Origin of the sequence: Rhodococcus sp. BH5 (assembly GCF_027583855.1) — a bacterium.
GTDB classification, from domain to species: Bacteria; Actinomycetota; Actinomycetes; order Mycobacteriales; family Mycobacteriaceae; genus Rhodococcus_F; species Rhodococcus_F qingshengii.
In genome coordinates, this window is sequence record NZ_JAJHVW010000005.1 from 49,553 (window position 1) to 75,826 (window position 26,274).

General features: G+C 62.5%; 24 protein-coding genes and 2 tRNA genes. 15 read left to right on the forward strand and 11 right to left on the reverse strand.

What is annotated here, in order from left to right:
• Positions 1-23: 23 nt before the first annotated feature.
• Positions 24-1,622 carry a glycoside hydrolase family 13 protein gene (locus tag RhoBH5_RS14280; RefSeq protein ID WP_030536650.1) on the reverse strand — a complete coding sequence of 533 codons (1,599 nt, stop codon included), beginning with the start codon at positions 1,620-1,622 and terminating at the stop codon, positions 24-26.
• A 170-nt stretch (positions 1,623-1,792) separates the two neighbouring features.
• On the opposite strand from RhoBH5_RS14280, the gene RhoBH5_RS14285 reads away from it, so the two are divergent.
• Positions 1,793-2,221 carry a cupin domain-containing protein gene (locus RhoBH5_RS14285; RefSeq protein WP_256519448.1) on the forward strand — a complete coding sequence of 143 codons (429 nt, stop codon included), beginning with the start codon at positions 1,793-1,795 and terminating at the stop codon, positions 2,219-2,221.
• A gap of 4 nt (positions 2,222-2,225) precedes the next feature.
• On the opposite strand, the gene RhoBH5_RS14290 is transcribed toward RhoBH5_RS14285, so the two are convergent.
• Positions 2,226-2,633, reverse strand: a complete 408-nt coding sequence (locus RhoBH5_RS14290; RefSeq protein WP_270008450.1) for a globin — start codon at positions 2,631-2,633, stop codon at positions 2,226-2,228.
• A gap of 182 nt (positions 2,634-2,815) precedes the next feature.
• On the opposite strand from RhoBH5_RS14290, the gene RhoBH5_RS14295 reads away from it, so the two are divergent.
• The 3 genes from RhoBH5_RS14295 (at position 2,816) to RhoBH5_RS14305 (ending at position 4,362) form a co-directional block, all read left to right on the forward strand.
• Entirely contained in the window at positions 2,816-3,514 is a 699-nt protein-coding gene (locus RhoBH5_RS14295; protein WP_270008451.1) for an HNH endonuclease, read from the forward strand.
• A 118-nt stretch (positions 3,515-3,632) separates the two neighbouring features.
• Entirely contained in the window at positions 3,633-3,896 is a 264-nt protein-coding gene (gene ctaJ, locus RhoBH5_RS14300) for an aa3-type cytochrome oxidase subunit CtaJ (RefSeq protein WP_007730943.1), read from the forward strand.
• Positions 3,883-4,362 (forward strand): DUF5130 domain-containing protein, encoded by a 480-nt coding sequence (locus tag RhoBH5_RS14305; RefSeq protein ID WP_270008452.1) that lies wholly within the window; start codon positions 3,883-3,885, stop codon positions 4,360-4,362. The genes ctaJ and RhoBH5_RS14305 overlap by 14 nt, the downstream gene beginning before the upstream one ends.
• Positions 4,363-4,433: 71 nt before the next feature.
• On the opposite strand, the gene pepN is transcribed toward RhoBH5_RS14305, so the two are convergent.
• Together pepN and RhoBH5_RS14315 are read right to left on the reverse strand one after the other, a co-directional pair.
• Positions 4,434-7,013, reverse strand: coding sequence for an aminopeptidase N (gene pepN, locus RhoBH5_RS14310; protein ID WP_270008453.1), 2,580 nt, complete (start codon positions 7,011-7,013; stop codon positions 4,434-4,436).
• A gap of 65 nt (positions 7,014-7,078) precedes the next feature.
• Positions 7,079-8,314 (reverse strand): NAD(P)/FAD-dependent oxidoreductase, encoded by a 1,236-nt coding sequence (locus tag RhoBH5_RS14315; RefSeq protein ID WP_270008454.1) that lies wholly within the window; start codon positions 8,312-8,314, stop codon positions 7,079-7,081.
• Positions 8,315-8,480: 166 nt separating this feature from the next.
• Between RhoBH5_RS14315 and RhoBH5_RS14320 the strand changes: the two genes are divergently transcribed.
• Positions 8,481-9,104, forward strand: a complete 624-nt coding sequence (locus RhoBH5_RS14320; RefSeq protein WP_003944541.1) for a DsbA family oxidoreductase — start codon at positions 8,481-8,483, stop codon at positions 9,102-9,104.
• On the opposite strand, the gene RhoBH5_RS14325 is transcribed toward RhoBH5_RS14320, so the two are convergent.
• The gene (locus RhoBH5_RS14325; protein WP_270008527.1) at positions 9,092-9,928 is read right to left on the reverse strand and encodes a M48 family metallopeptidase; all 837 of its coding nucleotides are present in this window, start codon (positions 9,926-9,928) and stop codon (positions 9,092-9,094) included. The genes RhoBH5_RS14320 and RhoBH5_RS14325 overlap by 13 nt on opposite strands.
• Before the next feature lie 142 nt (positions 9,929-10,070).
• Here RhoBH5_RS14325 and RhoBH5_RS14330 point away from each other — a divergent pair, with 142 nt between their 5' ends.
• Positions 10,071-10,544: a ribose-5-phosphate isomerase gene (locus RhoBH5_RS14330; RefSeq protein ID WP_003944571.1), complete on the forward strand. Its 474-nt coding sequence runs from the start codon at positions 10,071-10,073 to the stop codon at positions 10,542-10,544.
• Between the two features lie 15 nt (positions 10,545-10,559).
• The gene (locus RhoBH5_RS14335; protein WP_050654623.1) at positions 10,560-11,357 is read left to right on the forward strand and encodes an Fpg/Nei family DNA glycosylase; all 798 of its coding nucleotides are present in this window, start codon (positions 10,560-10,562) and stop codon (positions 11,355-11,357) included.
• Here RhoBH5_RS14335 and RhoBH5_RS14340 read toward each other — a convergent pair.
• Positions 11,354-12,124: a DUF1542 domain-containing protein gene (locus RhoBH5_RS14340; RefSeq protein ID WP_270008528.1), complete on the reverse strand. Its 771-nt coding sequence runs from the start codon at positions 12,122-12,124 to the stop codon at positions 11,354-11,356. The two genes, RhoBH5_RS14335 and RhoBH5_RS14340, sit on opposite strands and share 4 nt — an antisense overlap.
• 194 nt (positions 12,125-12,318) lie before the next feature.
• Positions 12,319-12,392 (reverse strand) — tRNA-Gly (locus tag RhoBH5_RS14345).
• A gap of 408 nt (positions 12,393-12,800) precedes the next feature.
• Between RhoBH5_RS14345 and RhoBH5_RS14350 the strand changes: the two genes are divergently transcribed.
• The 5 genes from RhoBH5_RS14350 to clpX all read left to right on the forward strand — a co-directional run bounded on the left by RhoBH5_RS14350 (position 12,801) and on the right by clpX (position 17,491).
• A tRNA-Pro gene (locus tag RhoBH5_RS14350) sits at positions 12,801-12,874 on the forward strand.
• 115 nt (positions 12,875-12,989) lie between these two features.
• A complete protein-coding gene (gene tig / locus RhoBH5_RS14355) occupies positions 12,990-14,363 on the forward strand; it encodes a trigger factor (protein ID WP_007730958.1) in 1,374 nt (457 codons plus the stop codon).
• Between the two features lie 216 nt (positions 14,364-14,579).
• Complete coding sequence (locus tag RhoBH5_RS14360) at positions 14,580-15,167, forward strand: ATP-dependent Clp protease proteolytic subunit (RefSeq protein ID WP_007730960.1); 588 nt, start codon at positions 14,580-14,582, stop codon at positions 15,165-15,167.
• A gap of 48 nt (positions 15,168-15,215) precedes the next feature.
• On the forward strand, positions 15,216-15,878 hold the full coding sequence (locus tag RhoBH5_RS14365; RefSeq protein WP_003944539.1) for an ATP-dependent Clp protease proteolytic subunit: 663 nt from the start codon (positions 15,216-15,218) through the stop codon (positions 15,876-15,878).
• Between the two features lie 332 nt (positions 15,879-16,210).
• Positions 16,211-17,491: an ATP-dependent Clp protease ATP-binding subunit ClpX gene (gene clpX / locus RhoBH5_RS14370; RefSeq protein WP_003944582.1), complete on the forward strand. Its 1,281-nt coding sequence runs from the start codon at positions 16,211-16,213 to the stop codon at positions 17,489-17,491.
• A gap of 100 nt (positions 17,492-17,591) precedes the next feature.
• On the opposite strand, the gene RhoBH5_RS14375 is transcribed toward clpX, so the two are convergent.
• From RhoBH5_RS14375 to RhoBH5_RS14385, 3 genes are all read right to left on the reverse strand, one after another.
• Positions 17,592-18,929 carry an MFS transporter gene (locus RhoBH5_RS14375; protein WP_003944496.1) on the reverse strand — a complete coding sequence of 446 codons (1,338 nt, stop codon included), beginning with the start codon at positions 18,927-18,929 and terminating at the stop codon, positions 17,592-17,594.
• 190 nt (positions 18,930-19,119) lie between these two features.
• Complete coding sequence (locus RhoBH5_RS14380; protein ID WP_050654638.1) at positions 19,120-21,342, reverse strand: glycoside hydrolase family 3 C-terminal domain-containing protein; 2,223 nt, start codon at positions 21,340-21,342, stop codon at positions 19,120-19,122.
• A 71-nt stretch (positions 21,343-21,413) separates the two neighbouring features.
• Positions 21,414-22,088 carry a TetR family transcriptional regulator gene (locus tag RhoBH5_RS14385; RefSeq protein ID WP_007730968.1) on the reverse strand — a complete coding sequence of 225 codons (675 nt, stop codon included), beginning with the start codon at positions 22,086-22,088 and terminating at the stop codon, positions 21,414-21,416.
• 127 nt (positions 22,089-22,215) lie between these two features.
• Here RhoBH5_RS14385 and aroQ point away from each other — a divergent pair, with 127 nt between their 5' ends.
• The 3 genes from aroQ to RhoBH5_RS14400 are packed head-to-tail and all read left to right on the forward strand — an operon-like array spanning position 22,216 to position 25,453.
• On the forward strand, positions 22,216-22,665 hold the full coding sequence (gene aroQ / locus RhoBH5_RS14390) for a type II 3-dehydroquinate dehydratase (RefSeq protein WP_007730969.1): 450 nt from the start codon (positions 22,216-22,218) through the stop codon (positions 22,663-22,665).
• Positions 22,665-23,543: a shikimate dehydrogenase gene (locus tag RhoBH5_RS14395; protein ID WP_162113792.1), complete on the forward strand. Its 879-nt coding sequence runs from the start codon at positions 22,665-22,667 to the stop codon at positions 23,541-23,543. Before aroQ ends, RhoBH5_RS14395 begins: the two co-directional genes overlap by 1 nt.
• On the forward strand, positions 23,540-25,453 hold the full coding sequence (locus RhoBH5_RS14400; RefSeq protein ID WP_270008455.1) for a sugar phosphate isomerase/epimerase and 4-hydroxyphenylpyruvate domain-containing protein: 1,914 nt from the start codon (positions 23,540-23,542) through the stop codon (positions 25,451-25,453). The genes RhoBH5_RS14395 and RhoBH5_RS14400 overlap by 4 nt, the downstream gene beginning before the upstream one ends.
• On the opposite strand, the gene fdhD is transcribed toward RhoBH5_RS14400, so the two are convergent.
• Positions 25,404-26,273: a formate dehydrogenase accessory sulfurtransferase FdhD gene (fdhD, locus tag RhoBH5_RS14405; RefSeq protein WP_003944453.1), complete on the reverse strand. Its 870-nt coding sequence runs from the start codon at positions 26,271-26,273 to the stop codon at positions 25,404-25,406. The two genes, RhoBH5_RS14400 and fdhD, sit on opposite strands and share 50 nt — an antisense overlap.
• Between the last annotated feature and the right edge of the window lies 1 nt (position 26,274).

Consider the following 26,274-nt stretch of genomic DNA (forward strand, 5'->3'; position numbering starts at 1 on the left):
CAGGTGGCGGGTGCGGTGTTCTCTCAGATCAGCCACGCCGCAGCGTTGACGGGTAGTTGACCGTCGACGAGTGGTGCGCTGCTCAACAGTAGCTGCCCGCTCGGCAGTGCGATCGGCACCTCCGTGGTGTTGAGAGCACAGATCAGACCACCGCGTCGACGGAAAGCGAGGCAGCCGGGGGGACTGCCGTACCAATCGATGTCGGCGCCGGAGAACTCCGGCCTGGCGCTACGAAGTTCGAGGGCGGCGCGATACAGCGAGAGCATCGAGTCGACGTCCTCGATCTGCGCCTCCACCGTGAGTGTCGACCACTCGCGTGGCATCGGCAACCAGGTGCTCGCACCGGTGGTGAATCCGAATGGGGGTTCGCTTCCTTCCCACGGAAGGGGCACTCGGCAGCCGTCGCGTCCTCGCTCGGCATGTCCGGATCGTTCCCAGACCGGGTCCTGTAGTGCCTCGTCGGGCAGGTCGACGTTCGGCAGGCCGAGTTCGGCTCCGTTGTAGATGAAGCTCGCGCCCGGAAGCGCCAGTTCGACGAGGATCATCGCCCGTGCGCGTTGGGTTCCGATCTCACCCCCGCCGTAGCGCGTGACTTCACGTTCGACGTCGTGATTCGACAGCGTCCACGTGGGCACACCCCCGACCTCGGCGACGGCCGCAAGAGAGTTCTCCACGGCCTCCCGGACGGACTCGGCGGAGAATTCGGTTTCTGCAAGTCGGAAGTTGAATCCGAGATGCAGTTCGTCTGGCCGGATGTATTCGCCGAACTTCTGGTTGTCCTTCACCCAGATCTCGCCGACGGTCATCGCCTCCGGGAACTCGTCCATGACCTTGCGGATGCCGCGGTGGATTTCGTGAACTGCCGGGTTGTTGAACCGCGGGTCGTCGTCGGAATTGCGCATGAGCTCGTTGAGCTCCCAGTCGTGGTCCGGCAAACCGTCGGGCTTGGCCATTCCGTGGGCCACGTCGATGCGGAATCCGTCGATTCCGCGCTCGAGCCAGAAGCGCAGAGTCTTGGCGAGGTCGTCGAAGACCTCGGGGTTGTCCCAGTTCAGGTCGGGCTGTTCCTTGGCGAAGATGTGCAGGTACCACTGGCCGGGTGTTCCGTCGGCTTCGGTGACGCGGGTCCACGCCGGGCCGCCGAAGATGCTCGGCCAGTTGTTCGGCGGTTCGTTGCCGTTCTCACCTTTGCCGTCTCGGAAGATGTAACGGGATCGCTCCGCAGAACCGGGCGCCGACGCCAGGGCTGCCTTGAACCACTCGTGCTGATCACTCGTGTGGTTCGGGACCAGGTCCATCGTGACCTTGATTCCGCGTTCGTGGGCTGACGTGATCAGTGAATCCATCGTCGCCAGATCGCCGAAGAGGGGATCGATGTCGCGAGGATCCGAGACGTCGTAGCCGTGGTCTGCCATCGGTGACTTCATCACCGGGCTCAACCAGATTGCATCGATGCCGAGCAGTTCGAGGTAGCCGAGTTTCTCCTCGACTCCGCCGAGGTCGCCGATACCGTCGCTGCCCGAATCGGCAAAAGAACGCGGATAGATCTGATAGAAGACCGCCTCGTTCCACCACGGGGCTTCGGGCCGGCTTACAGAGGACGAATCCGCGGGGGTGCTCACAGCAGTTCATAGTGCCAAACGTCTGGCACTCTCACGACTTGGACACGGCAAAAGCGTGACTCTTTACCTAGCCTTGGTGTACTTTGCATTCACGCGGTGACACCATGTGGCAACTTTGGTGTTACTGCCGGGGGAGAAGTATTCGGGAATTCAACCAAGGGGGCTTGGCCTTGACTTTGTCGGCAATCGAAGCGGTCAGTTTGGATCATGTACTGCTCGAAGATGATCCGATCAACCGCGACTGGATAATCTTCGGCACACCGGTTGCACGGTCGGCGCAATGGTCGGCGAGTAAAGACGGGACCACGACTACACACGTCTGGGATTGCACGAAGGGGCGCTTCCGCTGGTACTTCCACGCGGACGAAATCGTGCACATCATCGAAGGGTCGGTCACCGTTCAGGCCGACGGAATCGCCGAGCGAACCCTGAGTGTCGGCGATGCCGCACTCTTCCGTGCGGGCAGTTGGTCGGAGTGGGAGGTCGAAGAGTACGTGCGCAAGCATGCAATCTTGAGTTCGCCCCTACATCCCACGGTGTCGTTCGGGGTACGCGCAGCCCGCCGGGTCGCGCGCGTGTTCAGGCCGAAGGCTAGGTAGACGGTCAGCTAGCGGAGTTCACCATGGACGCGGCAGCCATCTCCATGTAGTCGATCAACTGCTTGCGGTGCACCGGGCTCAGAGTCTTCTCGTCGATGGACGCGATGGCGACGTGCATGCACCGCAGCCACGCATCACGCTCGATCGGGCCGATCACGAATGGATTGTGGCGCATCCGCAGACGCGGGTGTCCACGCTCCTCCGAGTACGTGTGCGGTCCGCCCCAGTACTGCTCGAGGAACATCCGCATCCGCCGCTCGGCCGGGCCGAGATCGGCCTCGGGGTAGAGCGGGCGCACAACCTTGTCCTTCGCTACTTCTTCGTAAAATCGCGCGGTGAGCTTGTGAAACGTCTCGGCTCCGCCGACGGCGTCGTAGAAGGTCTGCTGCACGTCGTGCTGTACGTCATTCATGGCAAGTTCCATTGTGCCTGACGGCCGTAGTGGTCGGTTTCCGGGTCGACGACGGTTGTATCGAGTCGGAGTGCGTACCCATTCACCGGAAATTCACCGGCCGTCCTGGCAATTTTGTTCGAAATGGGAGTGCGTAACGCGATCATCCGTGGTCAACTTGGGGGCAGTCTCCCGGAGGTCGTATGAAGAACCGACATGCTGCACGCAATCACCGACAACTCCAGCCCACTAGCGCGCGGAACGACCACGCGTTAGGGGCTGTTCTGGAAGTTGTTCCTGACGGGTTCGCGCACACTACCGACCCACTCTTTTCCGACGAGCATTCTCACCTCGAGATGTTCCCTCCCGATCGCGTCGTCCCCGAGTGGGTGAAACGTCGGGTGCTACTGCTCAACGTCACGTACGAACCGCTGACCGCCCTTCCTGCCAGGCGCGCGGTCGTACTGATGGCCTGCGGCAAGGCCGATACCGTCCGCGAGGACGAACAGGGCCCGGTAGTCCATTCCGCGGACTGGTCGGTGCAGGTTCCCTCGGTCATTCGATTGCGCACCTACGTGCGCGTTCCATATCGCGCCCGCATCCCCATGACTCGTGCCGCGCTGATGCATCGTGACCACTTCCGATGTGCGTACTGCGGAGCCAAAGCCGAAACCATCGACCACGTCGTTCCTCGCAGCAGAGGTGGCGGGCATTCGTGGGAGAACTGCGTCGCGTGCTGTGCCCCCTGCAATCACCGCAAGGCAGACAAGATGCTCAGCGAACTCGGATGGACCCTCCGTGCGGAATTGGTCCCGCCGTCCGGACCTCACTGGCGTCTGCTCGCGGCGACCAAGGAATTGCATCCGGCGTGGATGCCGTATCTCGGCGTGGGCGCAGCCTGAGCAATGTGTCGGCGTGGGCGCAGCCTGAATTGAGTTCTAGCGTCACCGAAACGAAATTGCCCGAGAATTTGTGGCCCTGACGCTTTCCTTCCTGGCGTTCTGGGCTACGTTATCTGGTGTGAGCATTCTCGAGGTAGTACTGATATACGTTGGGATTCCGGCCTTGATCACCGCGTTCTTCGCGGCTGCGTCCTTCCTCGGGAAGAAGACGCCGGGACCGGTTCCGCCGGCGTTCCATCTCGGTGAGTCGTGGGATCACGCTCCCGTGCTGTGGAGTGCTGTCGACGAGGTCACCGTTCGCGGTGGCCATCACGGCAGTGCACACGCAATCGAAGCCGGTTCGGCTGATCTGATCGGAGGGTCCGCAAGTGGCAAGTGGTGATCATTCGACCGCGCTCGCAGTAGCGCCCGAGGACCTGCCCGTCGGCAGCGTCGTCACGTCCAGTGGACGCGTATCCGGTGTGCATCGCATCGGCGAGCCGTTCACCGACGATCTTCCGTTCGAGACCATGGATCTGGTCGCGCTCGACGTCGCGATGACCGAAGCGACGCGGGCCACCAAGGTGCGGTTCAACGCGTACGTCGGTGATCTCGGTTCTGATCCGGCAGTGGGTGCCGACGCATTGTTCCCGACCACGCCCGAAGCCGAGCGTTCCGTGCTGATCGCCGTTTCGCCCAACCAGCGCACCGTCGAGGTTCGCAGCGGTCGGGCAATCGCCGATCGGGTCACCGATCGTGTTACCCAGCTCGGAGCAACGGCAGCTGTTGCATCCTTCAGTGAAGGCAACCTGATCGACGGACTGATCAGCGCTATCCGCGTTATGGCAGCCGCGATTTCAGCGCCGTAACTGTTTGTCAGACACAGGCCGGTGCCCGCGTCGATTCGTGAGAATCGACGCGGGCACCGGCCTTTCGCATGTCAGCTCGCGTCGAACTTTCGTGCTGCGAGTGAACGAACCACGCCGGCCTGGCCTTCGACGACCAGGCGACGCAACGCGGGAGGGATGTCGCCTTCGAGGAACCGGTCTGCTGCCGCTACGGATTCGTCCGAGATCGACCACGACGGGTAGAGCCCGATGACGACGGTCTGTGCCACTTCGCTCGAGCGTCGTTCCCACACCGCCGCGATATCGGCGAAGTAGCGGGAGACGAAGGGCTCGAGCAATTCGTCCTGGCCTTCGCGAGCGAACCCGCCGATGATCGATCGCGCGGTGATGTTGGGCACGGAGTCGTCGCCGACGACCTTTGCCCAGACCTCTTCCTTGACAGCGACCTGCGGACGTCCGGCCGCGGCCGCCGCGGCTTGACGAGCGCCCGCAGCGGTCGGGTCACGCTGAGCTTCGGCGTCGATGAATGGAGTTGCGGTTCCTTCGGCGTCGATCTCACCGGCGGCCGCGAGTGCCCCGACGATGCGCCAGCGCAGGTCCGTGTCGACGATCAGGCCGTCGAGCCCAACGGTGGAGGGATCGGCGTCGAGCAATTCGCGCAGTACCTCGGTGTGCCACGGGGAGAGTGCTGCGCCGGTGAGTGCGTTGACGAATGCCAGCTGGTGGTCGGACCCGGCCTCTGCCTCACGTGCGAGTTCGAGCAACCGATTGGCGAAGCTCGCCGCGCCTTCGGCCTCGGCCCAGGCCGGATCTGCGTAGGAGCCGATGGCGGTTTGGGCTTGGAGCAAGAGACGTTGCACCACACCGACTTCGGTCTCCGAACTGATGCCGCGCTCGACCAGCGCGACGAAGTCGCGTGCCTTCAGTTCGGCTTGACGGGTCATTTCCCACGCTGCCGACCAGACCAGGGTGCGGGGGAGTGAATCGGTGATGTCGCCGACCCGCTCGATCGCCGTCGCCAACGATTCGGGATCGAGTCGCACGGAGCCGTAGGTGAGATCGTCGTCGTTGACCAACACGAGTGCACCGCGGGCGACGCCGACAAGTTCGGGGACATCCGTGCTTTCCACAGCATCGAGGTCGAGTTCGACGCGATGGCTTCGCACCAACTTGCCGTCGACGTCGTCGTAGATTCCGATGGCGATCCGGTGGATTCGACGCTCCCCGGCGCCTGGTGCAGCACCGTCCTGCAGGACGGCGAAGCGTGTGAACTTTCCGTCTGCGTCGACATCGAAGTCGGGGCGCAGGATGTTCAAACCGGTGGTCTTGAGCCACTGCCGACCCCAGTCGGAAAGGTCACGGCCCGAGGACTTTTCGAGTGAGCCCAGCAGATCGTCGAAGGTTGCGTTTCCGAATGCGTGCTCACGGAAGTACTCACGCAGTCCGGCGAGGAACGGCTCGAGTCCGACGTATGCCACCAACTGCTTGAGGACGCTGGCGCCCTTCGCGTACGTGATGCCGTCGAAGTTCACCTCGACGGCGGCCAGGTCCGGAATGTCCGCGGCAATCGGGTGCGTCGGCGGCAACTGGTCCTGGCGGTACGCCCACGACTTCTCGACGTTGGCGAACGTCGTCCAGGCGTTCGTGTACTCCGTGGCCTCGGTCTGGCACAGGACCGAAGCGAAGGTCGCGAACGACTCGTTGAGCCACAGGTCGTCCCACCACGCCATCGTGACGAGGTCGCCGAACCACATGTGCGCCATTTCGTGCAGGACCGTTTCGGCACGACGTTCGTACGAGTAGCGGGTCACCTTGGAACGGAAGACGTAGTCCTCGAGGAATGTCACGGCGCCGGCATTCTCCATCGCGCCCGCATTGAATTCGGGGACGAAGAGCTGGTCGTACTTGCCGAAAGCATAGGGAACACCGAAGTTGCGGTGGTAGAAGTCGAATCCCTGCTTGGTCTCGGTGAACAGTCGCTCCTCGTCCATGAACTCGGCCAGCGAAGCGCGGCAGAAGATTCCGAGCGGGATGTCGCCGTGCTCGTCGGAGTAGTTGTCGGTCCACTGCGCGTAGGGACCGGCGATGAGCGCCACCAGGTACGTGCTCATCTTCGGGGTGGTCCTGAAGACGTGCTTGCCTGGATCGGCGGCAAGGGTCTCGACGACCGCGGAGTTGGAGATGACCTTCCACGACGTGGGAGCGGTGACGCGGACGTCGAACGTGGCCTTGAGATCAGGCTGATCGAAGCACGCGAACATGCGCTTGGCGTCGGCCGTCTCGAACTGTGAATAGAGGTAGACGGAGTCATCGGTCGGGTCGACGAATCGGTGCAGTCCCTCGCCGGTGTGGGAGTAGATGCAATCGGCCTCGATGACCAACTCGTTGTCGGCAGCGAGATCAGGCAGGCTGATGCCCGTCGACTCGTCGTAGCCGGAGACGTCGAGCGCGGTGCCGTTGAGGACCGCGGAATGGACTCTGGCCGCGACGATGTCGATGAAGCTGCTTGCTCCGGCCGTGGCGGTGAACGTGACGGTGGTCCTCGAGGAGAACGTCTCCTCGCCGGGTGCGTCTTTGCCGTCGGTGAGATCGAGTTCGATCAGGTAGTTCTCGACGGTCAGGATTGCTGACCGTTGCGCTGCGGTTTCGCGTGTCAGGTTCGGTGCGACCACAAAGATCTCCTCGTAGATGGTGCGGATCTATTACGTCCATCCCATCACGAAGAGAACGACTTCACTCAAGCGGACACTTCTGCCAGCGGAATCTCCGGATCGGCCAACCGCTCCGGATCGACGGGACGCGAAGACGCGACCAATTCCTTGATGGCGTCACCGGCATCCCAGATGTTCACGTTCATGCCGGCGAGCACCTTGTTCGCGGAATCGAGCCAGAATGCCAGGAACTCGCGCTTGTCGACGTCGCCGCGAGTGACTACACGGGAGTAGCCGCCGTGCGGTGCGTGACCTACGTATTCCATTCCGAGGTCGTACTGATCGGTGAAGAAATACGGCATGCGGACGTACTCGGCGGGCCGTCCCAACATGGTCTCTGCGGCCGTCGCGGGTTGGTTGAGTGCGTTTGCCCAGTGCTCCACCCGAATTCGTGCATTCAGAATCGGATGCTGTGCGGCCGCGATGTCACCCACTGCGACCACGTCGGGGTCGCTGCTCTGCAGACCGGCGTCGACGAGAACCCCGTTGTCGACGTCGATACCCGCCTCCGATGCCAACTCGGTGTTCGGCAATGCACCGACAGCGATCAACACGGCGTCGGCCGGAATCACGGTTCCATCGCTCAAAGTGACACCCGAGGCGTGAGCCCCGTCGACAGAGATTGCGGTGACGTCCATGCCGGTGCGTAAGTCGACGCCGTTCTGGCGGTGCAGCGCGGCGAAGACCTCACCCATTTCCGGGCCGAGGGTCGATTCGAGCGGAAGGCCGGCATGTTCGAGCACGGTGACCTCGACGTCGAAACCGCGAGCCGACGCGGCAATTTCGAGGCCGATCCAGCCGGCACCGACCACGACGAGCTTCTTGTCGGCGGCCAGGGTGCGCAGCAGCGCGGCGGCCTGATCGACTGTTCGCACGTAGTGAACGCCCTCGGCGTCGGATCCCGGGATGTCGAGGCGCCGCGACCGCGAACCGGTGGCCAAGGCGAGCTTGTCGTAGCTGATCGTGGAACCGTCCGGAAGTGACACGGTGTGCGCAGCGGGGTCGATGGCCGTTGCCGTCGTTCCCGGGCGAAGATCGACATGATGGTCGCGGAACCACTCGCCGTCGTGGACGGTGAATTCGGGGAGCGTCTTCTTGCCTGCGAAGAACTCTTTCGACAGCGGCGGACGCTCGTACGGGAGGTGGTCTTCTTCACTCAGTACGGTGATCTCACCGTCGAAATCTCTGTCACGCAGGGCTTCTGCGATCTTTGCGCCCGCGAGCCCGCCGCCGACGATCACGAATCTCCGGTTGGTGCTCATTACTGAACCACTCCTTCGTACTCGTTTCTTTTCGACACTACTGCGATCGGGAGGTGGTTCGGGGGAAAGCGCGGGAAGGATTGCGGGTTCATGATTGTTGGCAGAACGGGAGTATGTCCCCGAACTGATATGACCTGACCGACATGAACTGATAGGGAGTTTCTTCGTGAGCGCAACCTCGAGCAAGACCACGGACACTGCTGACTTCTGGTTCGATCCGCTCTGCCCGTGGTGCTGGATCACCTCACGCTGGATTCTCGAGGCCCAGCAGGTACGCGACATCGAGGCCAAGTTCCACGTGATGAGCCTTGCGGTTCTCAACGAGGGCCGTGACCTTCCCGACGAGTACCGGGAGATGATGACCAAGGCCTGGGGCCCGGTCCGTGTCGCCATCGCTGCAGCGCAGCTGAAGGGTGACGAGATCCTGCTGCCGCTGTACACGGCTATGGGGACGAAGATTCACAACGAGGGCAACAAGGACTTCGCCGACGTCATCAAGTCGTCCCTCGCCGAGGTCGGCCTGCCACCTGAACTGGCCGAGGCCGCCGACACCGACAAGTACGACGAGGCTCTGCGCGAGAGCCACCACAAGGGCATGGACGCCGTCGGACCCGACGTCGGAACCCCGACGATCCATGTCAACGGTGTGGCGTTCTTCGGCCCCGTGCTCTCACGCATCCCGCGCGGCGAGGACGCAGGCAAGGTGTGGGACGGCGCAGTCGCGCTGGCCGGCTACCCCCACTTCTTCGAGCTCAAGCGGACCCGCAACGAGGATCCTCAGTTCGACTGAGCGGCAGTGAGCGCCGGATTTCGGTAGAGCTGACCCGGCCGGAAGAACAGATGCCCTGGGTGCGTGCGGTTGCGAAGCGCAGCCGCACGCCAGGTCAGCACCGGATGCGACGACAAGATGTTGACGAACCACGGGAAAAACCCGGATTCGAGTGTCGCCCGATCGGCCAGTTCGTCGAACCCGACCAGACCCACCAGATACTTTCCCGCGCCGAGGACGCCCATCGCGCCCGGTGCACCCTGCGGACGCATGTGAAAGCCGAAGTTGTCCGCCGTGTACTCCATGGAACGCGACAGCGAAGACCCGATCACCGGAATGTAGTTCGACGCGAACTGTCCCCACTGGCGCCAGTACGACGCATGCCCGGCAGCGATGTGGCCGACCTCGTGGCCGATGATGAATGCGAGCGCATCGGGCTCGCGTGCCTGCCCACCGACTTCGAACAGGTCGCTGTAGACGACGACGAAACGGCGAAATCCGTGCCCCGACGCAAACGCGTTGATCCGTCCGTTCCCCAGCACGACGTAGGCATCCGGCGGAGTTTTCATGCCGAACCGTGCCGCAGCCTCGGCAACCAGCTGATACCCCTCCGGAAACTGTGAAGGCGTCATCTTGATTCCGTTGACCTGTTGCGATCCGTACAGCTGACCTCGCGCGAGGAACAGCAGGATCGGAGCCGCGAGCACCACGAGGATCCACGTCGACAGATCACCCGCAGCGATCAGAACGATCGCCACCACATAAGTGACGACCGTCGTCAGCACCGCGAGCACGAGTAGCGGGATTTCCCACGGGTGGCGAACGGCGTCACTGCCCGGTGACATACGAAGGGCGGGTGCAGCGGCCTGGCCGTTGACGGGGTACATGGGCACCACGATAGGTGTGCTCGCGCGGCGATGCGTGTTCCTGAAAGTGTGACGTCGACCCGGGTGCGCCCGGCTGGTCGGGCCTGAGAGAATTGTCGCCATGCGCGTATACCTGGGTGCCGACCATGCCGGATTCGAACGTAAGAACGAGATCATCGAACACCTGAAAGCGAACGGCCACGAGGCCATCGACTGTGGTGCTCACGAGTACGACGCCGTGGACGACTACCCGGCTTTCTGCATCGAAGCCGCAAAGCGCGTCGTCGCCGACGAGGGCAGCCTGGGAATCGTCCTGGGTGGCAGTGGCAACGGCGAGCAGATCGCCGCGAACAAAGTTCCCGGCGCACGGTGCGCCCTCGCTTGGAGCGTCGAAACGGCGAAGCTGGCACGTGAGCACAACAACGCTCAGCTGATCGGCATCGGCGGACGTATGCATTCCCTCGAGGAATCGCTTGCCATCGTCGACGCTTTCCTCGCCACCGCATGGTCGGGTGAAGAGCGCCACCAGCGTCGTATCGACATCCTGTCCGAGTACGAGAAGACCGGCGTCGCACCGGCTCTGCCGCAAGCCTGATCCGAAAGTTGTTCCGTGCCTGAAGGTCATACCCTGCACCGGCTGGCACGGTTGCATGCCCGCAAGTTCGTCGGTTCACCGGTCCGCGTCCTCAGTCCGCAAGGCAGATTCGCCGAGGACGCGCGCCTGGTGGACGGACACGTACTCACGTCCTCGGATGCCTGGGGAAAGCACCTCTGGCACACGTACGACAACGGTCTGACAGTTCACGTACACCTCGGGTTGTACGGAAAGTTCACCGACGCCACCCTGCCGATGGAAGAACCGGTAGGCCAGGTCCGGATGCGAATGGTCGGTGCCGACTTCGGCACCGACCTTCGTGGTCCCACCGCCTGCGAAGTCCTGCTACCTCCTCAGGTCGCCGCGATCGAGGCCAGACTCGGGCCGGACCCACTGCGCCGCGACGCGGATCCAGAGAAGGCCTGGTTGCGAATCTCCAAGTCCAAGACGGCAATCGGCGCCCTGCTGATGGACCAGGCGGTCCTGGCGGGTGTCGGCAACGTCTATCGCGCCGAACTTCTCTTTCGTCACGGAATCAACCCTGAACGACCGGGGAATCTCGTCTCTCACGGCGAGTGGACCGCCATGTGGGCAGACCTAGTCGAATTGATGAAAGTCGGCGTCAGACGGGGGAAGATGCACGTCGTTCGCGCCGAGCACGACAACGGAGATCCGGCGTACGCGAAGGATCGTCCGCGTACCTATGTCTACAGAAGAGCAGGATCGCCGTGCCGCGTGTGCGGCACACCGATCCTGCATTCCGTCATGAAGGCACGAAACCTGTTCTGGTGCCCGGTGTGTCAGTCGGCTTAGAAGTCGAAGCCTCCGAAGTCGCCGCCACCGAAATCGCCGCCTCCGAAGTCCCCGTAGTCGCTGCCTCCACCGTCTGCGGTGAAATCGGTGTTGTCGATACTTCCTTGGTCGGCGCCGGGATCACCGGCGTCCATACCCTGATCTCCCGAGTCGCCGGAGCCTGTATCGGCGCCGGAATCGCCGCCCTGGGCGAAAGCCTCTGCGCCGTAAGGAACCCCGGCCATGCCGGAGAACATGGTCGAAAACAGCATCATCGAACCCAGACCCCAGGCGCCGGCGACGAGTGCAGGCTTCCACCAGGGTTCGGAGTACCAGCCGGCCGGGACCGGGCGTCCGGCGACTCGGCCACCGGGGTAGTAGTTGGGTGTGTGCGACGACGGATTGGGTGATGCGGCGACCTTGCGGCCCTCGAATTCGACCTCACGGTCTTCGGTGACCGAACCGGCAGCCTTCTGTCCGTCGATGGAAGGAACTTCCGGTCCCGGATCCATGCCCATCGCCACCCGTGCCGCGCGGATGTAGTAAAGCCCTTCCAGTGCAGTCTGTTTCGCGAGACGTGCTTGGACCGGCGTTGCGGCCTGATCGATCTGTGAGCCTGCGGCGTTGTACCGTTCGGCCGCGTCGGCGAGGGCTTGGCGCGACGGGTCGTCACTGCCGGTCAGGTTGTAGACCTGACCGCCGAGGCGTTCGATCGCCTGCCGGGCATCGGCTTTCGCATCGTCGAGCTGTGTTGCGCTGTGGCCGGAACCGCGTTGCTGGCTTTTCATGACCAGAAATACGACTACGGCCAGAACGACGAGTATGAGAAGAATCGTGGTCACGAGTGGCCTCCCGAGCAGAATCGATCCGGACAACTCCAGGATACGGACCGCAGGGGAGTGGTCTGAGTGGACAAAGTCGGAATACCAAAAATCCGCACCGGCTGGGCCGATGCGGATCTTTTGTGGAGTTTCCCTCCTGATGGAGGGGATGACGGGAATCGAACCCGCGTGATCAGTTTGGAAGACTGAGGCTCTACCATTGAGCTACATCCCCGTGCATACGACAACTCGGGATCGCCGTGTTCGTCGTCTGCGATACGAAACTGTACCCAATGCCCCACCGGATTTCATAATCGGGGGGTCGGAGAAGTTCGAGACCGTCGTTCACCTGGGGAATTGGCGAATTGCTCGGCGAGTCGGGGTGTCTCGGCCGCAGGCGCGACTTCTGATTCCGGCTCTGAATGGCAGTTGAGGCAAGGCTGTATGTGGCTGCCGTATGTGGCTGCCGTCGGATGACATACTGACGGGGTCGACAGCCGGGCCGTGTACAAATGGCGGTCGGGTTCGTGAGAGAGTAGTGAGCGCGATAGGGTTGTGCGCGGTCACCGATGGTGGCTGCCTTTGTGGCCCGCTGTCTTAGTGGCCTCGGATGGCCGTATCGTGTGTTTCATGTGATCGGAAACGGGATGTAGCGCAGCTTGGTAGCGCATCCGCTTTGGGAGCGGAGGGTCGCAGGTTCAAATCCTGTCATCCCGACAAGTACGTACATGGCACTTCACCTCCAGTAAGTCCGGGAGTGAAGTGCCGCGCCAGACAGCAGTACCGATTCAACACAAGTTGTGAGCAAGACCAGACGAAGGAGCGAAGTTTCGTGAAGAGCACCGTCGAGCAGCTCAGCCCGACGCGAGTCCGTATCAACGTTGAGGTGCCCTTCGCGGAACTCAAGTCTGATTTCGACAAGGCCTACAAGGCCCTCGCGCAGCAGATTCGTCTCCCCGGCTTCCGTCCCGGCAAGGCTCCGGCCCGCCTCCTCGAAGCGCGTGTCGGTCGCGGCGCTGTGCTCGAGCAGGTCGTCAACGACGCTCTGCCGTCGCGTTACTCCGAGGCTGTCACCAGCGCCGGCGTGAAGGCCATCGGCCAGCCCGAGATCGAGGTCACCAAGATCGAAGACGGCGAGCTCCTCGAGTTCACCGCCGAGGTCGACGTGCGCCCCGAGATCGAGCTCCCTGACTTCAGCTCCATCAACGTCGAGGTCGATCCGATCGAGATCACCGACGAAGCTATCGAAGAGCAGCTGCTTTCGCTGCGTCAGCGTTTCGGTACCCTCACCGGCGTCGACCGCGCAGTCGAGGACGGCGACTTCGTCTCCATCGATCTGTCGGCCACCGTCGACGGCGAGAACGTTGCCGAGGCAACCGCGAGCGGACTGTCGCACGAGGTCGGTTCGGGCCAGCTCATCGAGGGCCTCGACGAAGCCATCATCGGCCTCAAGGCGGGGGAGTCCAAGGACTTCACGTCGACGCTGGTCGCCGGCGAGTACGCAGGCAAGGAAGCTGTTGTCACCGTGACCGTGCAGACGGTCAAGGAGCGCGAGCTTCCGGCTGAGGACGACGAGTTCGCTCAGCTCGCCAGCGAGTTCGACACCCTGGAAGAACTGAAGGCTGACCTCCGTGAGCGCGTCGCACGCGTCCGCAAGGTCGAGCAGGCCGGTCAGATCCGCGACAAGGTTCTCGAGCAGCTGCTCGAGACCGTCGAGGTTCCGTTGCCGGAGGCTGTCGTCAAGGCTGAGGTCGACGCTGCACTGCACGACGCCGTTCACGGTCTCGATCACGACGAAGAGGCACTGAACAAGCTCCTCGAAGAGCAGGGCAGCAGCCGCGAAGAGTTCGACAAGGATGCACAGGAAGCCGCTGAGCGCTCCGTCAAGACGCAGCTCTTGCTCGACTCGATTGCCGATGCGGGCAACGTCACCGTCGGTCAGGACGAGCTCACCGAGCGCATCCTGTTCCAGGCGCAGCGTTACGGCATGGCTCCTGAGCAGTTCATCCAGCAGATCCAGCAGGCCAACCAGCTCGGCGCCGTCTTCGCAGACGTCCGTCGTGGCAAGGCTCTCGCGTCCGTCGTCGAGTCGGCCGGTGTCAAGGACACCTCCGGCGCAGTTGTCGACACCGCAGAGCTGTTCGGCAGCAGTGAGGCCGAAACCGAAGCGGACGAGTCTGATTCCGCCGAGAGCGAAGACAAGTAAAAACGCAGGCGGACGGGTGTTTTCACCACGATCGACTGCACTGAGTTTTCCGCTTTGAGCGAAGTAGGGCGGCACCGGGACTCCGGTGCCGCCCTACTTCGTTACTGTCTGTGTCAGTAGAAGTGTTTCGCATAGACGATCCACCGCACAAGTAGATCCACATAGAAGGCAGGTACCGTGACTTCCAATCACCTGGAGACTTTGCAGAGTCCCGCCATGACTTCAGCGACCGCTGGGTTGAACCTCAGCGACTCGGTGTACGAGCGCTTGCTGCGAGAGCGCATCATTTTCCTCGGTACCCAGGTCGACGACGACATCGCCAACAAGCTGTGCGCACAGATCCTGCTGCTCTCGGCCGAGGACCCGACGCGAGACATCTCGCTCTACATCAACTCGCCCGGTGGATCCGTGACCGCAGGTATGGCGATCTTCGACACCATGCAGTTCGCCGAGTGCGACATCGCCACCTTCGGCATGGGCCTTGCGGCGTCGATGGGTCAGTTCCTGCTCTCGGCAGGCACCAAGGGCAAGCGCTACGCGCTGCCTCACGCCCGCATCATGATGCACCAGCCGTCCGCCGGCATCGGTGGTTCCGCAAGTGACATCGCGATCATGGCCGAGCAGTTCAAGCACACCAAGCGCGAAATGGCCGAGCTGATTGCTCAGCACACCGGCCAGACGGTCGAGCAGATCACCGCGGACTCCGATCGTGACCGTTGGTTCACGGCGAAGGAAGCTCTCGAGTACGGCTTCGTCGACCACGTCGTCTCCCGTGCGAATCAGGCCGGCGGCACCGGCAACTGAGCCGGTACGCCCATCCTTTCGCTGCCCAATTCATACTTTGGAGAACTGATGACCAATCTTTTCGGAGCTAACTCGCTGGGCGGCCAGGCGCCGTCGGGCCCCCAATCGCGTTACATCCTGCCCCAGTTCACGGAGCAGACCAGCTACGGCGTCAAGACGTCCGACCCGTACAACAAGCTTTTCGAGGAGCGCATCATCTTCCTCGGCTCGCAGGTCGACGACGTGTCCGCCAACGACCTCATGGCGCAGTTGCTGGTTCTCGAATCGCAGGATCCGGACCGCGACATCACCATGTACATCAACTCGCCCGGTGGTTCTTTCACCGCGCTGATGGCGATCTACGACACGATGCAGTACGTCCGTGCCGACATTTCCACCGTCTGCCTCGGTCAGGCTGCTTCGGCAGCTGCCGTGCTTCTGGCCGGCGGTACGCCGGGCAAGCGCTTCGCGCTCCCCAACTCGCGCATTCTGATCCACCAGCCGGCTACGGGCGGCATCCAGGGTCAGGTTTCCGATCTGGAGATCCAGGCTGCGGAGATCGAGCGTATGCGTCGGCTCATGGAGAGCACGCTGTCGCTGCACACGGGTAAGGATCCGGAGACCATCCGCGTCGACACCGATCGCGACAAGATCCTCACGGCCGAGCAGGCCAAGGAGTACGGCATCATCGACGACGTGCTGGCTTACCGGAAGCTCAGCGCACAGAAGTAGTCGATTTCCGCCTCGTGTCGAGGATCTGTATCCCGATTCCCGACACGAGGCGGACACGTCGAGAAGTGCCTGGTGGAGCGCTTGCCAGGCTGAAATCTCGACTCTTTTCTTTTTTATCCGCAGACGAAACGCCGAGAACAGGTCGACCCCGTTCGGGATCTGCGGGTACCGTCACTTCACGGGCTGGTTCTCGACCGGCGTTCTGCGATTGTTCGACCAGATTTGTTCGATCAGTTTGTCTGATCTGACAACTACCGAAGTACTGCGGAGCGTCTCGACCGATCGAGTGGCGGCGAGTGCACGTACATGATGGAAAGTAGGGACCTCACGAGATGGCACGCATCGGCGACGGCGGGGATCTGCTCAAGTGCTCTTTCTGCGGTAAGAGTCAGAAGCAGGTCAAAAAGCTCATTGCAGGACCCGGGGTGTACATCTGCGACGAGTGCATCGACCTCTGCAACGAGATCATCGAAGAGGAATTGGCCGAATCGAGCGAGGTCAAGCTCGACGAGCTTCCCAAGCCTGCGGAGATCCGAGAATTCCTCGAGAACTACGTCATCGGTCAGGACTCCGCCAAGCGGACGTTGGCCGTGGCCGTCTACAACCACTACAAGCGCATTCAGGCCGGCGACAAGGGCCGTGACGCGCGGGGTGAGACGGTTGAGCTCGCGAAATCCAACATCTTGATGCTCGGCCCCACCGGCTGTGGCAAGACGTATCTCGCTCAGACTCTCGCGAAGATGCTCAACGTCCCGTTCGCCATCGCTGACGCGACGGCGTTGACCGAGGCCGGTTACGTCGGTGAGGACGTCGAGAACATTCTGCTCAAGCTGATTCAGGCTGCCGACTACGACGTCAAGCGCGCCGAGACCGGAATCATCTACATCGACGAGGTCGACAAGATCGCCCGTAAGAGCGAGAACCCGTCGATCACGCGTGACGTCTCCGGCGAAGGCGTTCAGCAGGCGTTGCTGAAGATCCTCGAAGGTACGCAGGCAAGCGTCCCGCCGCAGGGTGGCCGTAAGCATCCGCACCAGGAATTCATTCAGATCGACACCACGAACGTGCTGTTCATCGTCGCGGGCGCTTTCGCAGGTCTCGAGCGGATCGTCTCCGATCGTGTCGGCAAGCGCGGTATCGGATTCGGTGCCGAGGTTCGGTCGAAGGCCGAACTGGATACGGTCGATCGTTTCGCCGAGGTCATGCCGGAGGATTTGATCAAGTTCGGTCTGATTCCGGAGTTCATCGGCCGACTGCCGATGATCGCGTCGGTGACCAACCTCGACAAGGAATCGCTCGTTCAGATCCTGTCGGAGCCCAAGAACGCTCTCGTCAAGCAGTATCGTCGCCTGTTCGACATGGACGGCGTCGAACTCGAGTTCACCGAAGAAGCGCTCGACGCTATTGCCGATCAGGCGATCTTGCGTGGAACCGGCGCTCGTGGCCTGCGCGCCATCATGGAAGAGGTTCTTCTTCCCGTGATGTACGACATTCCCAGCCGTGACGACGTCGAAAAGGTGGTCGTCACCGCGGAGACCGTCAACGACAACGTACTTCCGACCATCGTTCCGCGTAAGCCGGAACGTGGCGAGCGTCGCGACAAGACGGCGTAGAACTTCAAAACGACTGTGGCCCGGTATCTCTCGCGAGATGCCGGGCCACAGTCGTTCGCGCAACACAGTGGTTCGTGCAGGGTGTCTGCGGGGTGGTCGGCTAGATCGGGTTGCCGAGCTCCTTGAGGGGGGTGCGGAACGTCTCCTTAGCGGTGAACGCCGAGATCGCGCAGATGACGCAGGCCACCGAAGTCAGAATGGCAACGGGCATCCAGTGTGTCTTGTCGCCGCCCATGAGGGCGTTGCCGATGGCGGGGGCAAAGCCTGCGAGGGCGAAGCCGACCTGGGTGCCGATCGCAATGCCCGAGTAGCGGACCTTGGTGTTGAACATCTCGGAGTAGAACGACGGCCAGATGGCATTCGGGGCAGCGTAGAAGACGGACATCAATCCGATTGCGGCGAGGAAGATCAGGGGAACGTTGCCGCTGGCGATTGCGCCGAAGTACACGTAGATGAACACCGCGCTACCGAGGGCGCCACCGATGAACAACGGCCTGCGACCGATCCGGTCGGAGAGCATCGCCCAGGCGGGCTGACTGAGCAGGGCTACGGCGTTGGCTGCGATGGCAACCCAGAGCATGGTCGACTTCGGAATCCCCACTTCTTCGGTGGTGGCGAAAGCGAGACCGAAGACGGAGAAGATGGTCGAGACGACGGCGATGAAAGCGCAGCAGATCACGCGAATCAGATTTGCGCTGTGGGTGCGAAGAAGATCGGCAACAGGCAATTTGGCGACGGTCTTGGATTCCTGCTGCTCGGTGAACTCTTCGGGCTCTTCGAGCTTGAGACGCATGATGTATGCCGCGACCAGAACGATCAGGCTGCCCCAGAACGGGATTCGCCAACCCCACGTGTAAAGGATGTCGTCGGGGAGCGCGGCGATGGGCAGGAATACGAGGCTGGCGAGGATGAAGCCGGCCTGGGTGCCGTTGAGGGTCCAACTGCAGAAGAACGCGCGTCGGCCTTCGGGGGCGTGTTCGAGCGTCAGTGAGCTGGCACCGCTCTGTTCACCCGCGGCGGAGATGCCCTGGGCGATTCTCATCAGGACAAGAAGGATCGGTGCAAGAACTCCGATCGAATCGGCGCTGGGAATACATCCGATGAGGAAGGTGGCTGCGCCCATCAGAATGAGCGTGAGCAGCATGATCTTCTTGCGGCCGACGCGGTCACCGAAATGGCCGAGGACTACAGCGCCGAGGGGACGCGCGACGTACGCGACACCGAAGGTGGCCAGCGAAAGCAGAGCCGCATGTCCGCTGTCCGGGAAGAACACCGTGGGGAAGATGAGCGCAGCGGCGGAGGCGTAGATGTAGAAGTCGTAGTACTCGAGCATGCTGCCGAGAAACGACGATGTTGCGGCGCGCTTGACCTTGGTCGTATCCGGCCTTGCCAAGGACCCCGCCTCGGGCCCGGACGGTGTAACCGTGCTAGCTGACATGCTCATCTCCTGGGTGGAAGCGTCGTGGAGGCTCTACATCCGCCGATTGTGTTCGTATAAAGAACGTCTGTGCGGAGAGCGATACAAGGAATGTAACCGACGCCACAGCAACTACACAAGATTATTAACCAAATAGTTCATAAAAATCTACTGGCGGTCACGCCGCTCGTCGAAACCGCAGTTCAGGGAGTTAGGAGGCCGGCTGTGCTGCGGCCGCCACCAACTGCTCCACCTGTTCCTCGGTGATCCCGAGGCCGAAGGTGGCGAGTTTTCCGAGCGGCATCGAGCCTGCGAGTGCCATCATCTCGGGGCTGACCGCCTGTGCACCGTCGCCCGCTGCGGCAGCCATGGCGGCGCCGAGAACTGTGCTGCCGACGGGATGGGCGAGCCATTCGCCGATGGTCGACATGGCGTCGAGCGTGCCGACGCCGACGTTCCCGGCCAGGGTGATCGTGTCGGTGGTTGCGATGTCCCGAGACGAGAAGCCGACGCGGATCTCGTAGTCGCCAGGTTCGATCGCCCAGTCCTGCGCCGCGACGGACCAATAGGCAAATGCCCTGGTGTCGAGCGTGATGGTCACAGTCGCGGATTCGTCGGGGTCGAGGTGGACCTTGGCGAAGCCCTTCAATTCCTGCGCGGGTCGATCGATGCTTGCCGAGGCGTCGTGAACGTAGACCTGAACGACGGTGCTGCCCGATCGGTCGCCGCTGTTGCGCACGGTGACGGTCACTTCGGCGGAGTTCTCACCGGCCTCGACGGAGGTATCGGTGATGTCGAAGGTGGTGTAGCTCAGCCCGAACCCGAACGGGTACGCCACTTCGCGCAGCGCGGAGTCGTAGTAGCGGTATCCCACGTACAGGCCTTCGCCGTAGCGGACGTGCTGCTGTGATCCCGGGAAATGCAGATACGACGGATTGTCTTGGAGGCGAAGCGGAATGGTCTCCGTCAGGCGGCCGGACGGATTCGTGATGCCGAACAGAAGATCGGCAATCGCCGAGCCGCCCGCCTGGCCGAGTAGCCAGCCCTCGAGGATTGCGGCGGCATGATCCTTCCAAGGCTCGATCGCAACCACGCCGCCGTTGGCGAGCACGACGACCGTGTTCGGGTTCGCGCCGTGGACCGCTTCCAACAGGGCGATCTGGTCAGCCGGCAGTTCGATGTCGGTTCGGTCGAATCCTTCGGATTCCGTGGCGGACGGTAGTCCGAGGAACAGCACCGCGACGTCAGCGCGGCGTGCGGCGTCGACAGCCTCGGTGACCATGTCGTCGTCCGGAGTGCCGTCGAAGGTGAAGCCCGGTGCGAAAGTGACGCGGTCGGCGCCTTCGAGGTCGAGTATCGCGTCCAAGGCATTGTCGAGCTTGGTTGGAACCACCTGCGAACTGCCGGCCCCCTGGTACCGCGGGCTGCACGCGAATTCGCCGATCACCGCGACGGTTTGCCCGCCGGGGGTCAGCGGCAGCAGTTCTCCGTCGTTCGCCAGCAATACAGCGGACTCCGCTGCAGCGGTCCGCGCCAGTTCGTGGTGACGCTCGACGTCGTACGTGTGGCCTTCGGTGCGCGCGGCGGCGGTGCGTGCCACCAGCGTCGCCAGGCGCTCGGCGGCAGTGGTGAGCACTGATTCGTCCAGGTCGCCGCCGCGCACGGCGTCGACGATCTGGGTATCGGTTCCGGTCGGCGGCATTTCCAGGTCGAGGCCCGCGGCGAGTGCCGCCACGCGGTCGTTGACCGCTCCCCAGTCCGAAACGACGAGGCCGTCGAAGCCCCACTGTTCGCGGAGTACCTCGGTGAGCAGCCAATGGTTCTGGCTCGAGTACACACCGTTGATCTTGTTGTACGAGCACATGACCGTCGTCGGGGCCGCGGTCTTGACGGCGTATTCGAAGCCGGCCAGATAGATCTCGCGCAGCGTCCGTTCGTCGACGTCGGCACTGACTCTCATCCGGTCGTGTTCTTGGTTGTTGGCAGCGAAGTGCTTGAGCGAGGTTCCGACGCCGCGAGACTGGATGCCGGTGATCAGCGCTGCCGCGACGCGGCCGGAGAGGAATGGGTCCTCGGAGACGTATTCGAAATTCCTGCCACACAAGGGTGATCGTTTGATGTTGATGCCTGGGCCGAGGAGGACCGAGACCTGTTCGGCTTTGGCCTCGTCGCCCAGAGCCTCACCGACCTGGCGGATGAGGTCGAGGTTCCACGACGAGCCCAACCCGACCTCCGGTGGGAAACATGTCGCTGGAATGCTGTGGCCGAGTCCGAGTGCGTCGCCGCCCTCGGGTTGTTTCCGGACTCCGTGCGGACCGTCGGTCAGGAGTATTGATTCGATTCCGGGAACGGACTGGCTGTGCCAGAAATCCGAGCCCGACGTCAACGACGCCTTCTCCTCGAGTGAAAGCCCGTCTACGTAATTCTCGGTCACGTCATTCCTCCCGGTGGCAGCTGTGAGTTCCACTCACCACCGTAGGGGGATTTTTCGGACTTCGGGGTGGGTCAGGACGGCGCCTTCGAGGTCAAGAACGCAACAACCATGTCGCCGAGCATTGTTCGAAGATGCTCACGATGCGTCGAGTCGGTCAGGTCGCGGTCGAAGAGCGCTTTGAAGGTGTAACGATTGGCGATACGAAAGACGCAGTAACTGCTGATCAACATGTGAATATCGAGAGCATCTACGTCGGAGCGGAATGCTCCCGACTGCTGTCCGTCGTGGAGGATCTGCGAGACCAGGTCGGCGGCGGGGGCGCCGAGACCGCTGAGTAGCTCGGATTTCTCGATGTGCTCACCGCGGAGCATGTTCTCGTTGGCTACCAGCCGAATGAAGTTCGGGTGTTGTTCGTGGTGGTCGAAGGTGAGTTCGGCCAAGGCGCGGACTGCTGCCGTGGGTTTCAATCCCTCGAGGTCGAGTTCACGTTCCTGCGCACGAATGACGCTGTACGCGTGTTCGAGGACGGACTTGTACAGCCCTTCCTTGTCGGTGAAGTAGTAGTAGATCATGCGCTTGGTGGTGTGAGTCTTGGTTGCGATCTCGTCCACTCGGGCGCCGGCAAAGCCTTTGTCGGCAAACTCCTCGGTGGCGACGGCGATGATGTTCACCCTGGTCAGATCGCTGTTTCGGCGTCGTTTCTCCGGCTTCGACACCACGGAGTTCACTGACTGCTCGGAAACCATGTGCTCACTCTATCTGTCAGCAGTTTGTCGACTTTGCTTGTCGAGTCCGCGTCGGGGGAGTAACGTCCAGTGAACTAACTCACTAGTTCGTACATTAGTTTCGAGCGTCAACCCCGAGGTGCCCCTGATGACTTCATCTCTACCGATTCTGGTCCTCAACGGGCCCAACTTGAATTTGTTGGGCCAGCGCCAACCGGAGTTCTACGGGAGAGACACGCTGGACGACGTAGTTTCCCGCTGTGAAGCGGCGGCCGCGAAGTTCGGAGCGGTGGTCGAGGCAAGGCAGTCGAACCACGAGGGCCAACTGATCGATTGGATCCACGAGGCCAGGGGAAACGTTGCGGGCATCGTCATCAATCCCGGTGGGTACTCGCATACCTCCGTTGCGTTGCGTGACGCTCTGGTCACACTCGATGCCCCCGTCGTGGAGGTGCACATCAGCAACATCCACAGTCGCGAAGAATTCCGTCACCACTCGTATGTCTCCGGGATCGCCGACGCTGTCATCTGCGGATTGGGAATCGACGGTTACAGCGCCGCAGTCGAATTCGTCTGCGTCCGAGAAGGGAAGAACTGATGAGTGATTCGATCCTCTGCGGTCTGATCGGCACCGGCATCGGAGCCTCCTTGACTCCGATCATGCACGAGGAGGAAGGGCGCAGACAGGGCCTGCCGTACGTCTACCGCATCCTCGATCTCGATGCGATGGGGATGGCGCCGTCGGACATCGGTGAACTTCTCACCTATGCACGACGTTTCGGGTTCCGCGGCCTCAACATCACTCACCCATGCAAGCAGTTGGTGATCGAGCACCTCGACGAGCTCTCGCCGGATGCGAGCCGGCTCGGAGCGGTGAACACGGTCCTCTTCGACTCCGGCAAGGCGATCGGACACAACACCGATTGGTCGGGCTTCGGCCGAAATTTCGACGACGGACTTCCCGGAGCACAGCTCGATCGCGTCGTGCAGCTCGGTGCCGGCGGAGCCGGTGCGGCGGTTGCCTATGCCGCGCTCACCCGTGGCGTCGGGACACTGACGTTGGTCGATTCGAGCCTGCCTCGCGCGCAGGAACTTGCACAAACCTTCGCGCAGCAGTTTCCGGCGCAGGTTGTCGAGGCGCGGCATACGAGCGACCTCGCCGAAGTGCTCGGCAAGGCAAACGGATTGATCCACGCGACGCCGATGGGAATGGCGGCTCATCCCGGAATGGCGTTCTCGCCAGATCTGCTTCGCCCTGATCTGTGGGTGGCCGAAATCGTCTACCGTCCACTCGAAACCGAACTGTTGCGTCAGGCAAGGTTGATCGGAGCCCCGACGCTCAGCGGAGGCGGAATGACTGTCTTCCAGGCCGTCGACGCGTTCCGGATCTTCACGGGCATCGAGCCCGACAGTAAGCGCATGCTCGCGCACATGACGGAACTTGTACACGGCGAACAGACTGCGGCAGCGCTGTGAGTGCCCCGGTCCGGACGTCGATCGCGACGGTATCGCTCAGTGGCACTCTCGAGGAGAAGCTCGACGCCATCACTGCTGCCGGCTTCGACGGCTTCGAGGTGTTCGAGCCGGATTTTGTTGCTTCGCCGTGGTCCCCGAAGGAATTACGAACGAGGGCTGCGGATCTGGGCTTGACCCTCGATCTGTATCAGCCGTTCCGTGACTTCGACACGGTGGACGAGGCCCAATTTGCTCGGAATCTTGTTCGAGTGCAACGCAAATTCGAGCTCATGGATCAACTGGGGTGCGAGACGCTCCTGGTGTGCTCCTCGCCCCTGCCGACCGCAAGTCACGATGACGGTCAGTTGACAGAGCAATTCGGAGCTCTCGCCGAACTGGCGTCCGAGCACGGCAAGAAGGTTGCCTATGAGGCGCTCGCGTGGGGTGCCCACGTCAACACGTACGGCCATGCGTGGCAGATCGTCGAGGGCGTCGACCATCCTTCGCTCGGTACCTGTCTGGACAGCTTTCACATCCTCTCGCGCGGTGACGATCCCGCCGGAATTCGCGAGATTCCCGGCGAGAAGATCTTCTTCCTCCAGTTGGCGGACGCTCCGTTCTTGGCGATGGACATCCTCCAGTGGAGCCGGCATCACCGAAACTTCCCGGGGCAGGGCAGCTTCGATCTCAATGCGTTCGCTCAGCATGTCTACGCCACCGGTTACGACGGACCGTGGTCGCTCGAGATCTTCAACGACGTATTCCGCCGCGCCGACACCCAGCGGACGGCAATCGACGCTCATCGGTCGCTCCTGCATCTGGAAGAACAGGTCGCCGCCGCGAACCCTGCCGCCGGTGGACCCACGCTGTTCACCGCCCCGGAGCGCACACCGCTCGAAGGAATCGTGTCTCTGCGAATCGCGGCGGGTCCGGCGAAACAGGACCAGGTGCACTCGATGCTCTCCCGCGTCGGTTTTCATCTTGTCGGACGGCACCACGATCACGATTTGCAGTTGTGGCGGCACGGACCGCTCACCGTTGCCGTGGATGCGACTGCGGGCACGGTGTGGACGGCGCCCGGGCTGCCTGCGGATCTACCGGTTCTCACTCAGATCGGCATCCGGGCAACCGAACCCGAGGTGTGGGGAGAGCGCGCTCTGGCTCTCGAAGTGCCGGCGACGCGCGTGCAGTTGCCGGGGTCGAGCGACGAGAACTCCGAGGTACCGGACGTCGTACGCCTGAAGGTCACCGATGCGACATCGATCGACCTTCGTGGCCCCGGCAGCGCTGCAGCGTGGGAATCGGCATTCGAGATCTACCCGCTGCCCGCCGAGCGCAATCGTGAACAGGGCGCAGTGTTCACCGGGATCGACCACGTGGCACTGGCGGTTCCGGCCGAGAGCTGGGACGGCATCATGCTGCTCCTGCGGTCCGTGTTCGAGATGCAACCACACGAGGGGCAGGACGTCACCGATTCTGTCGGCCTCATGCGAAGCCAGGCGCTCACGCTCGTTCAAGGCGGTGACGGACATACCCTGCGCATCTCGCTGAACATGGTGGAGGGAAGTCGAAGTGGGCTGCCGACGGTCCGTCGCGGCGGCGTCAGCCACGTCGCCTTCGCGTGTGAGAACATCTTCGGTGCCGCTGCGTCCATGCAGGACTGGGGATTTGCTCCGCTACCCATTTCCCCGAACTACTACGACGATCTGGACGCGCGTTTCGGACTGAATCCGGAACTGCTCGACCGGATGCGCAGCACCGGAATTCTTTACGACGCGGACGCTCACGGCGAGTTCTTCCACCTGTTCACCCCGACCGTCGGGGGAGACCTGTTCTTCGAGGTCGTGCAGCGGGTGGGTGGATACGAGGGCTACGGGGAAGTCAACTCCGCTGTGCGACTGTCGGCTCAGTTGCGTGCGAGTTCGACGTGACCTCGACTCGGTGCGGGTGCGAGTAGACGTTCATCGAATCGCCGCGGATGAAACCGGCGAGAGTCAGCCCGGACTCCTGCGCTAGTTCCACTGCCAGCGACGACGGCGCGGAGACAGCACCGAGGATCGGAATGCCGGCCATGACGGCCTTCTGGACGAGTTCGAACGACGCCCGCCCGCTGACGATCAAGATCGTGTCGTAGAGGGGCACTCGGCCGTCGGTGATGGCCCAACCGATCACCTTGTCGACGGCGTTGTGACGGCCGACATCCTCGCGCAGTGCAAGGAGTTCGCCGGTGGCGGTGAACAATCCGGCCGCGTGCAGGCCACCGGTGCGCTCGAAGATCCGTTGGCTCTCCCGCAGTGTGACCGGCATGGCCGACAGGATGGTCGAGGTGACGGAAGTCGTGTCACCGACCAGCGGATGTCGCGTCGTGGTTCGGACGGCGTCGAGCGAGGTCTTGCCGCACACTCCGCACGCGGAACTGACGACGGTGTTGCGGTCGGTGGTGTGGTCGGGCAACGGCACTCCGGGAGCGAGAGCGATGTCGAGGACGTTGTACGTGTTCGCACCGGATTCGTCGACGCCGTCGCAGTAGCGGACGACGCTCACGTCGTCGCGGGTGGCGATGACACCTTCGCTGAGAAGGAATCCGTGCACGAGATCGACGTCGTTGCCGGGGGTCCGCATCGTCACTGCCAGCACCTGACCGCCAACTCTCATTTCGAGTGGTTCCTCGACGGCCAGCGTGTCGGGGCGCGTGACGACCCGATCACCCGAGATTCGAACGACCGGTGTTCGTGCGGTGACTCGTCCCATC

Excerpts from the sequence above, each read along its gene's own strand:
- RhoBH5_RS14290 (WP_270008450.1), bottom strand. The coding sequence starts at position 2,633 with ATGAATGACGTACAGCACGACGTGCAGCAGACCTTCTACGACGCCGTC.
- RhoBH5_RS14295 (WP_270008451.1), top strand. The coding sequence starts at position 2,816 with ATGAAGAACCGACATGCTGCACGCAATCACCGACAACTCCAGCCCACT.
- RhoBH5_RS14315 (WP_270008454.1), bottom strand. The coding sequence starts at position 8,314 with ATGAGCACCAACCGGAGATTCGTGATCGTCGGCGGCGGGCTCGCGGGC.
- RhoBH5_RS14325 (WP_270008527.1), bottom strand. The coding sequence starts at position 9,928 with ATGTCACCGGGCAGTGACGCCGTTCGCCACCCGTGGGAAATCCCGCTA.
- RhoBH5_RS14330 (WP_003944571.1), top strand. The coding sequence starts at position 10,071 with ATGCGCGTATACCTGGGTGCCGACCATGCCGGATTCGAACGTAAGAAC.
- RhoBH5_RS14340 (WP_270008528.1), bottom strand. The coding sequence starts at position 12,124 with ATGAAAAGCCAGCAACGCGGTTCCGGCCACAGCGCAACACAGCTCGAC.
- RhoBH5_RS14360 (WP_007730960.1), top strand. The coding sequence starts at position 14,580 with ATGACTTCAGCGACCGCTGGGTTGAACCTCAGCGACTCGGTGTACGAG.
- RhoBH5_RS14365 (WP_003944539.1), top strand. The coding sequence starts at position 15,216 with ATGACCAATCTTTTCGGAGCTAACTCGCTGGGCGGCCAGGCGCCGTCG.
- clpX (WP_003944582.1), top strand. The coding sequence starts at position 16,211 with ATGGCACGCATCGGCGACGGCGGGGATCTGCTCAAGTGCTCTTTCTGC.
- RhoBH5_RS14375 (WP_003944496.1), bottom strand. The coding sequence starts at position 18,929 with ATGTCAGCTAGCACGGTTACACCGTCCGGGCCCGAGGCGGGGTCCTTG.
- RhoBH5_RS14385 (WP_007730968.1), bottom strand. The coding sequence starts at position 22,088 with ATGGTTTCCGAGCAGTCAGTGAACTCCGTGGTGTCGAAGCCGGAGAAA.
- aroQ (WP_007730969.1), top strand. The coding sequence starts at position 22,216 with ATGACTTCATCTCTACCGATTCTGGTCCTCAACGGGCCCAACTTGAAT.
- RhoBH5_RS14395 (WP_162113792.1), top strand. The coding sequence starts at position 22,665 with ATGAGTGATTCGATCCTCTGCGGTCTGATCGGCACCGGCATCGGAGCC.
- fdhD (WP_003944453.1), bottom strand. The coding sequence starts at position 26,273 with ATGGGACGAGTCACCGCACGAACACCGGTCGTTCGAATCTCGGGTGAT.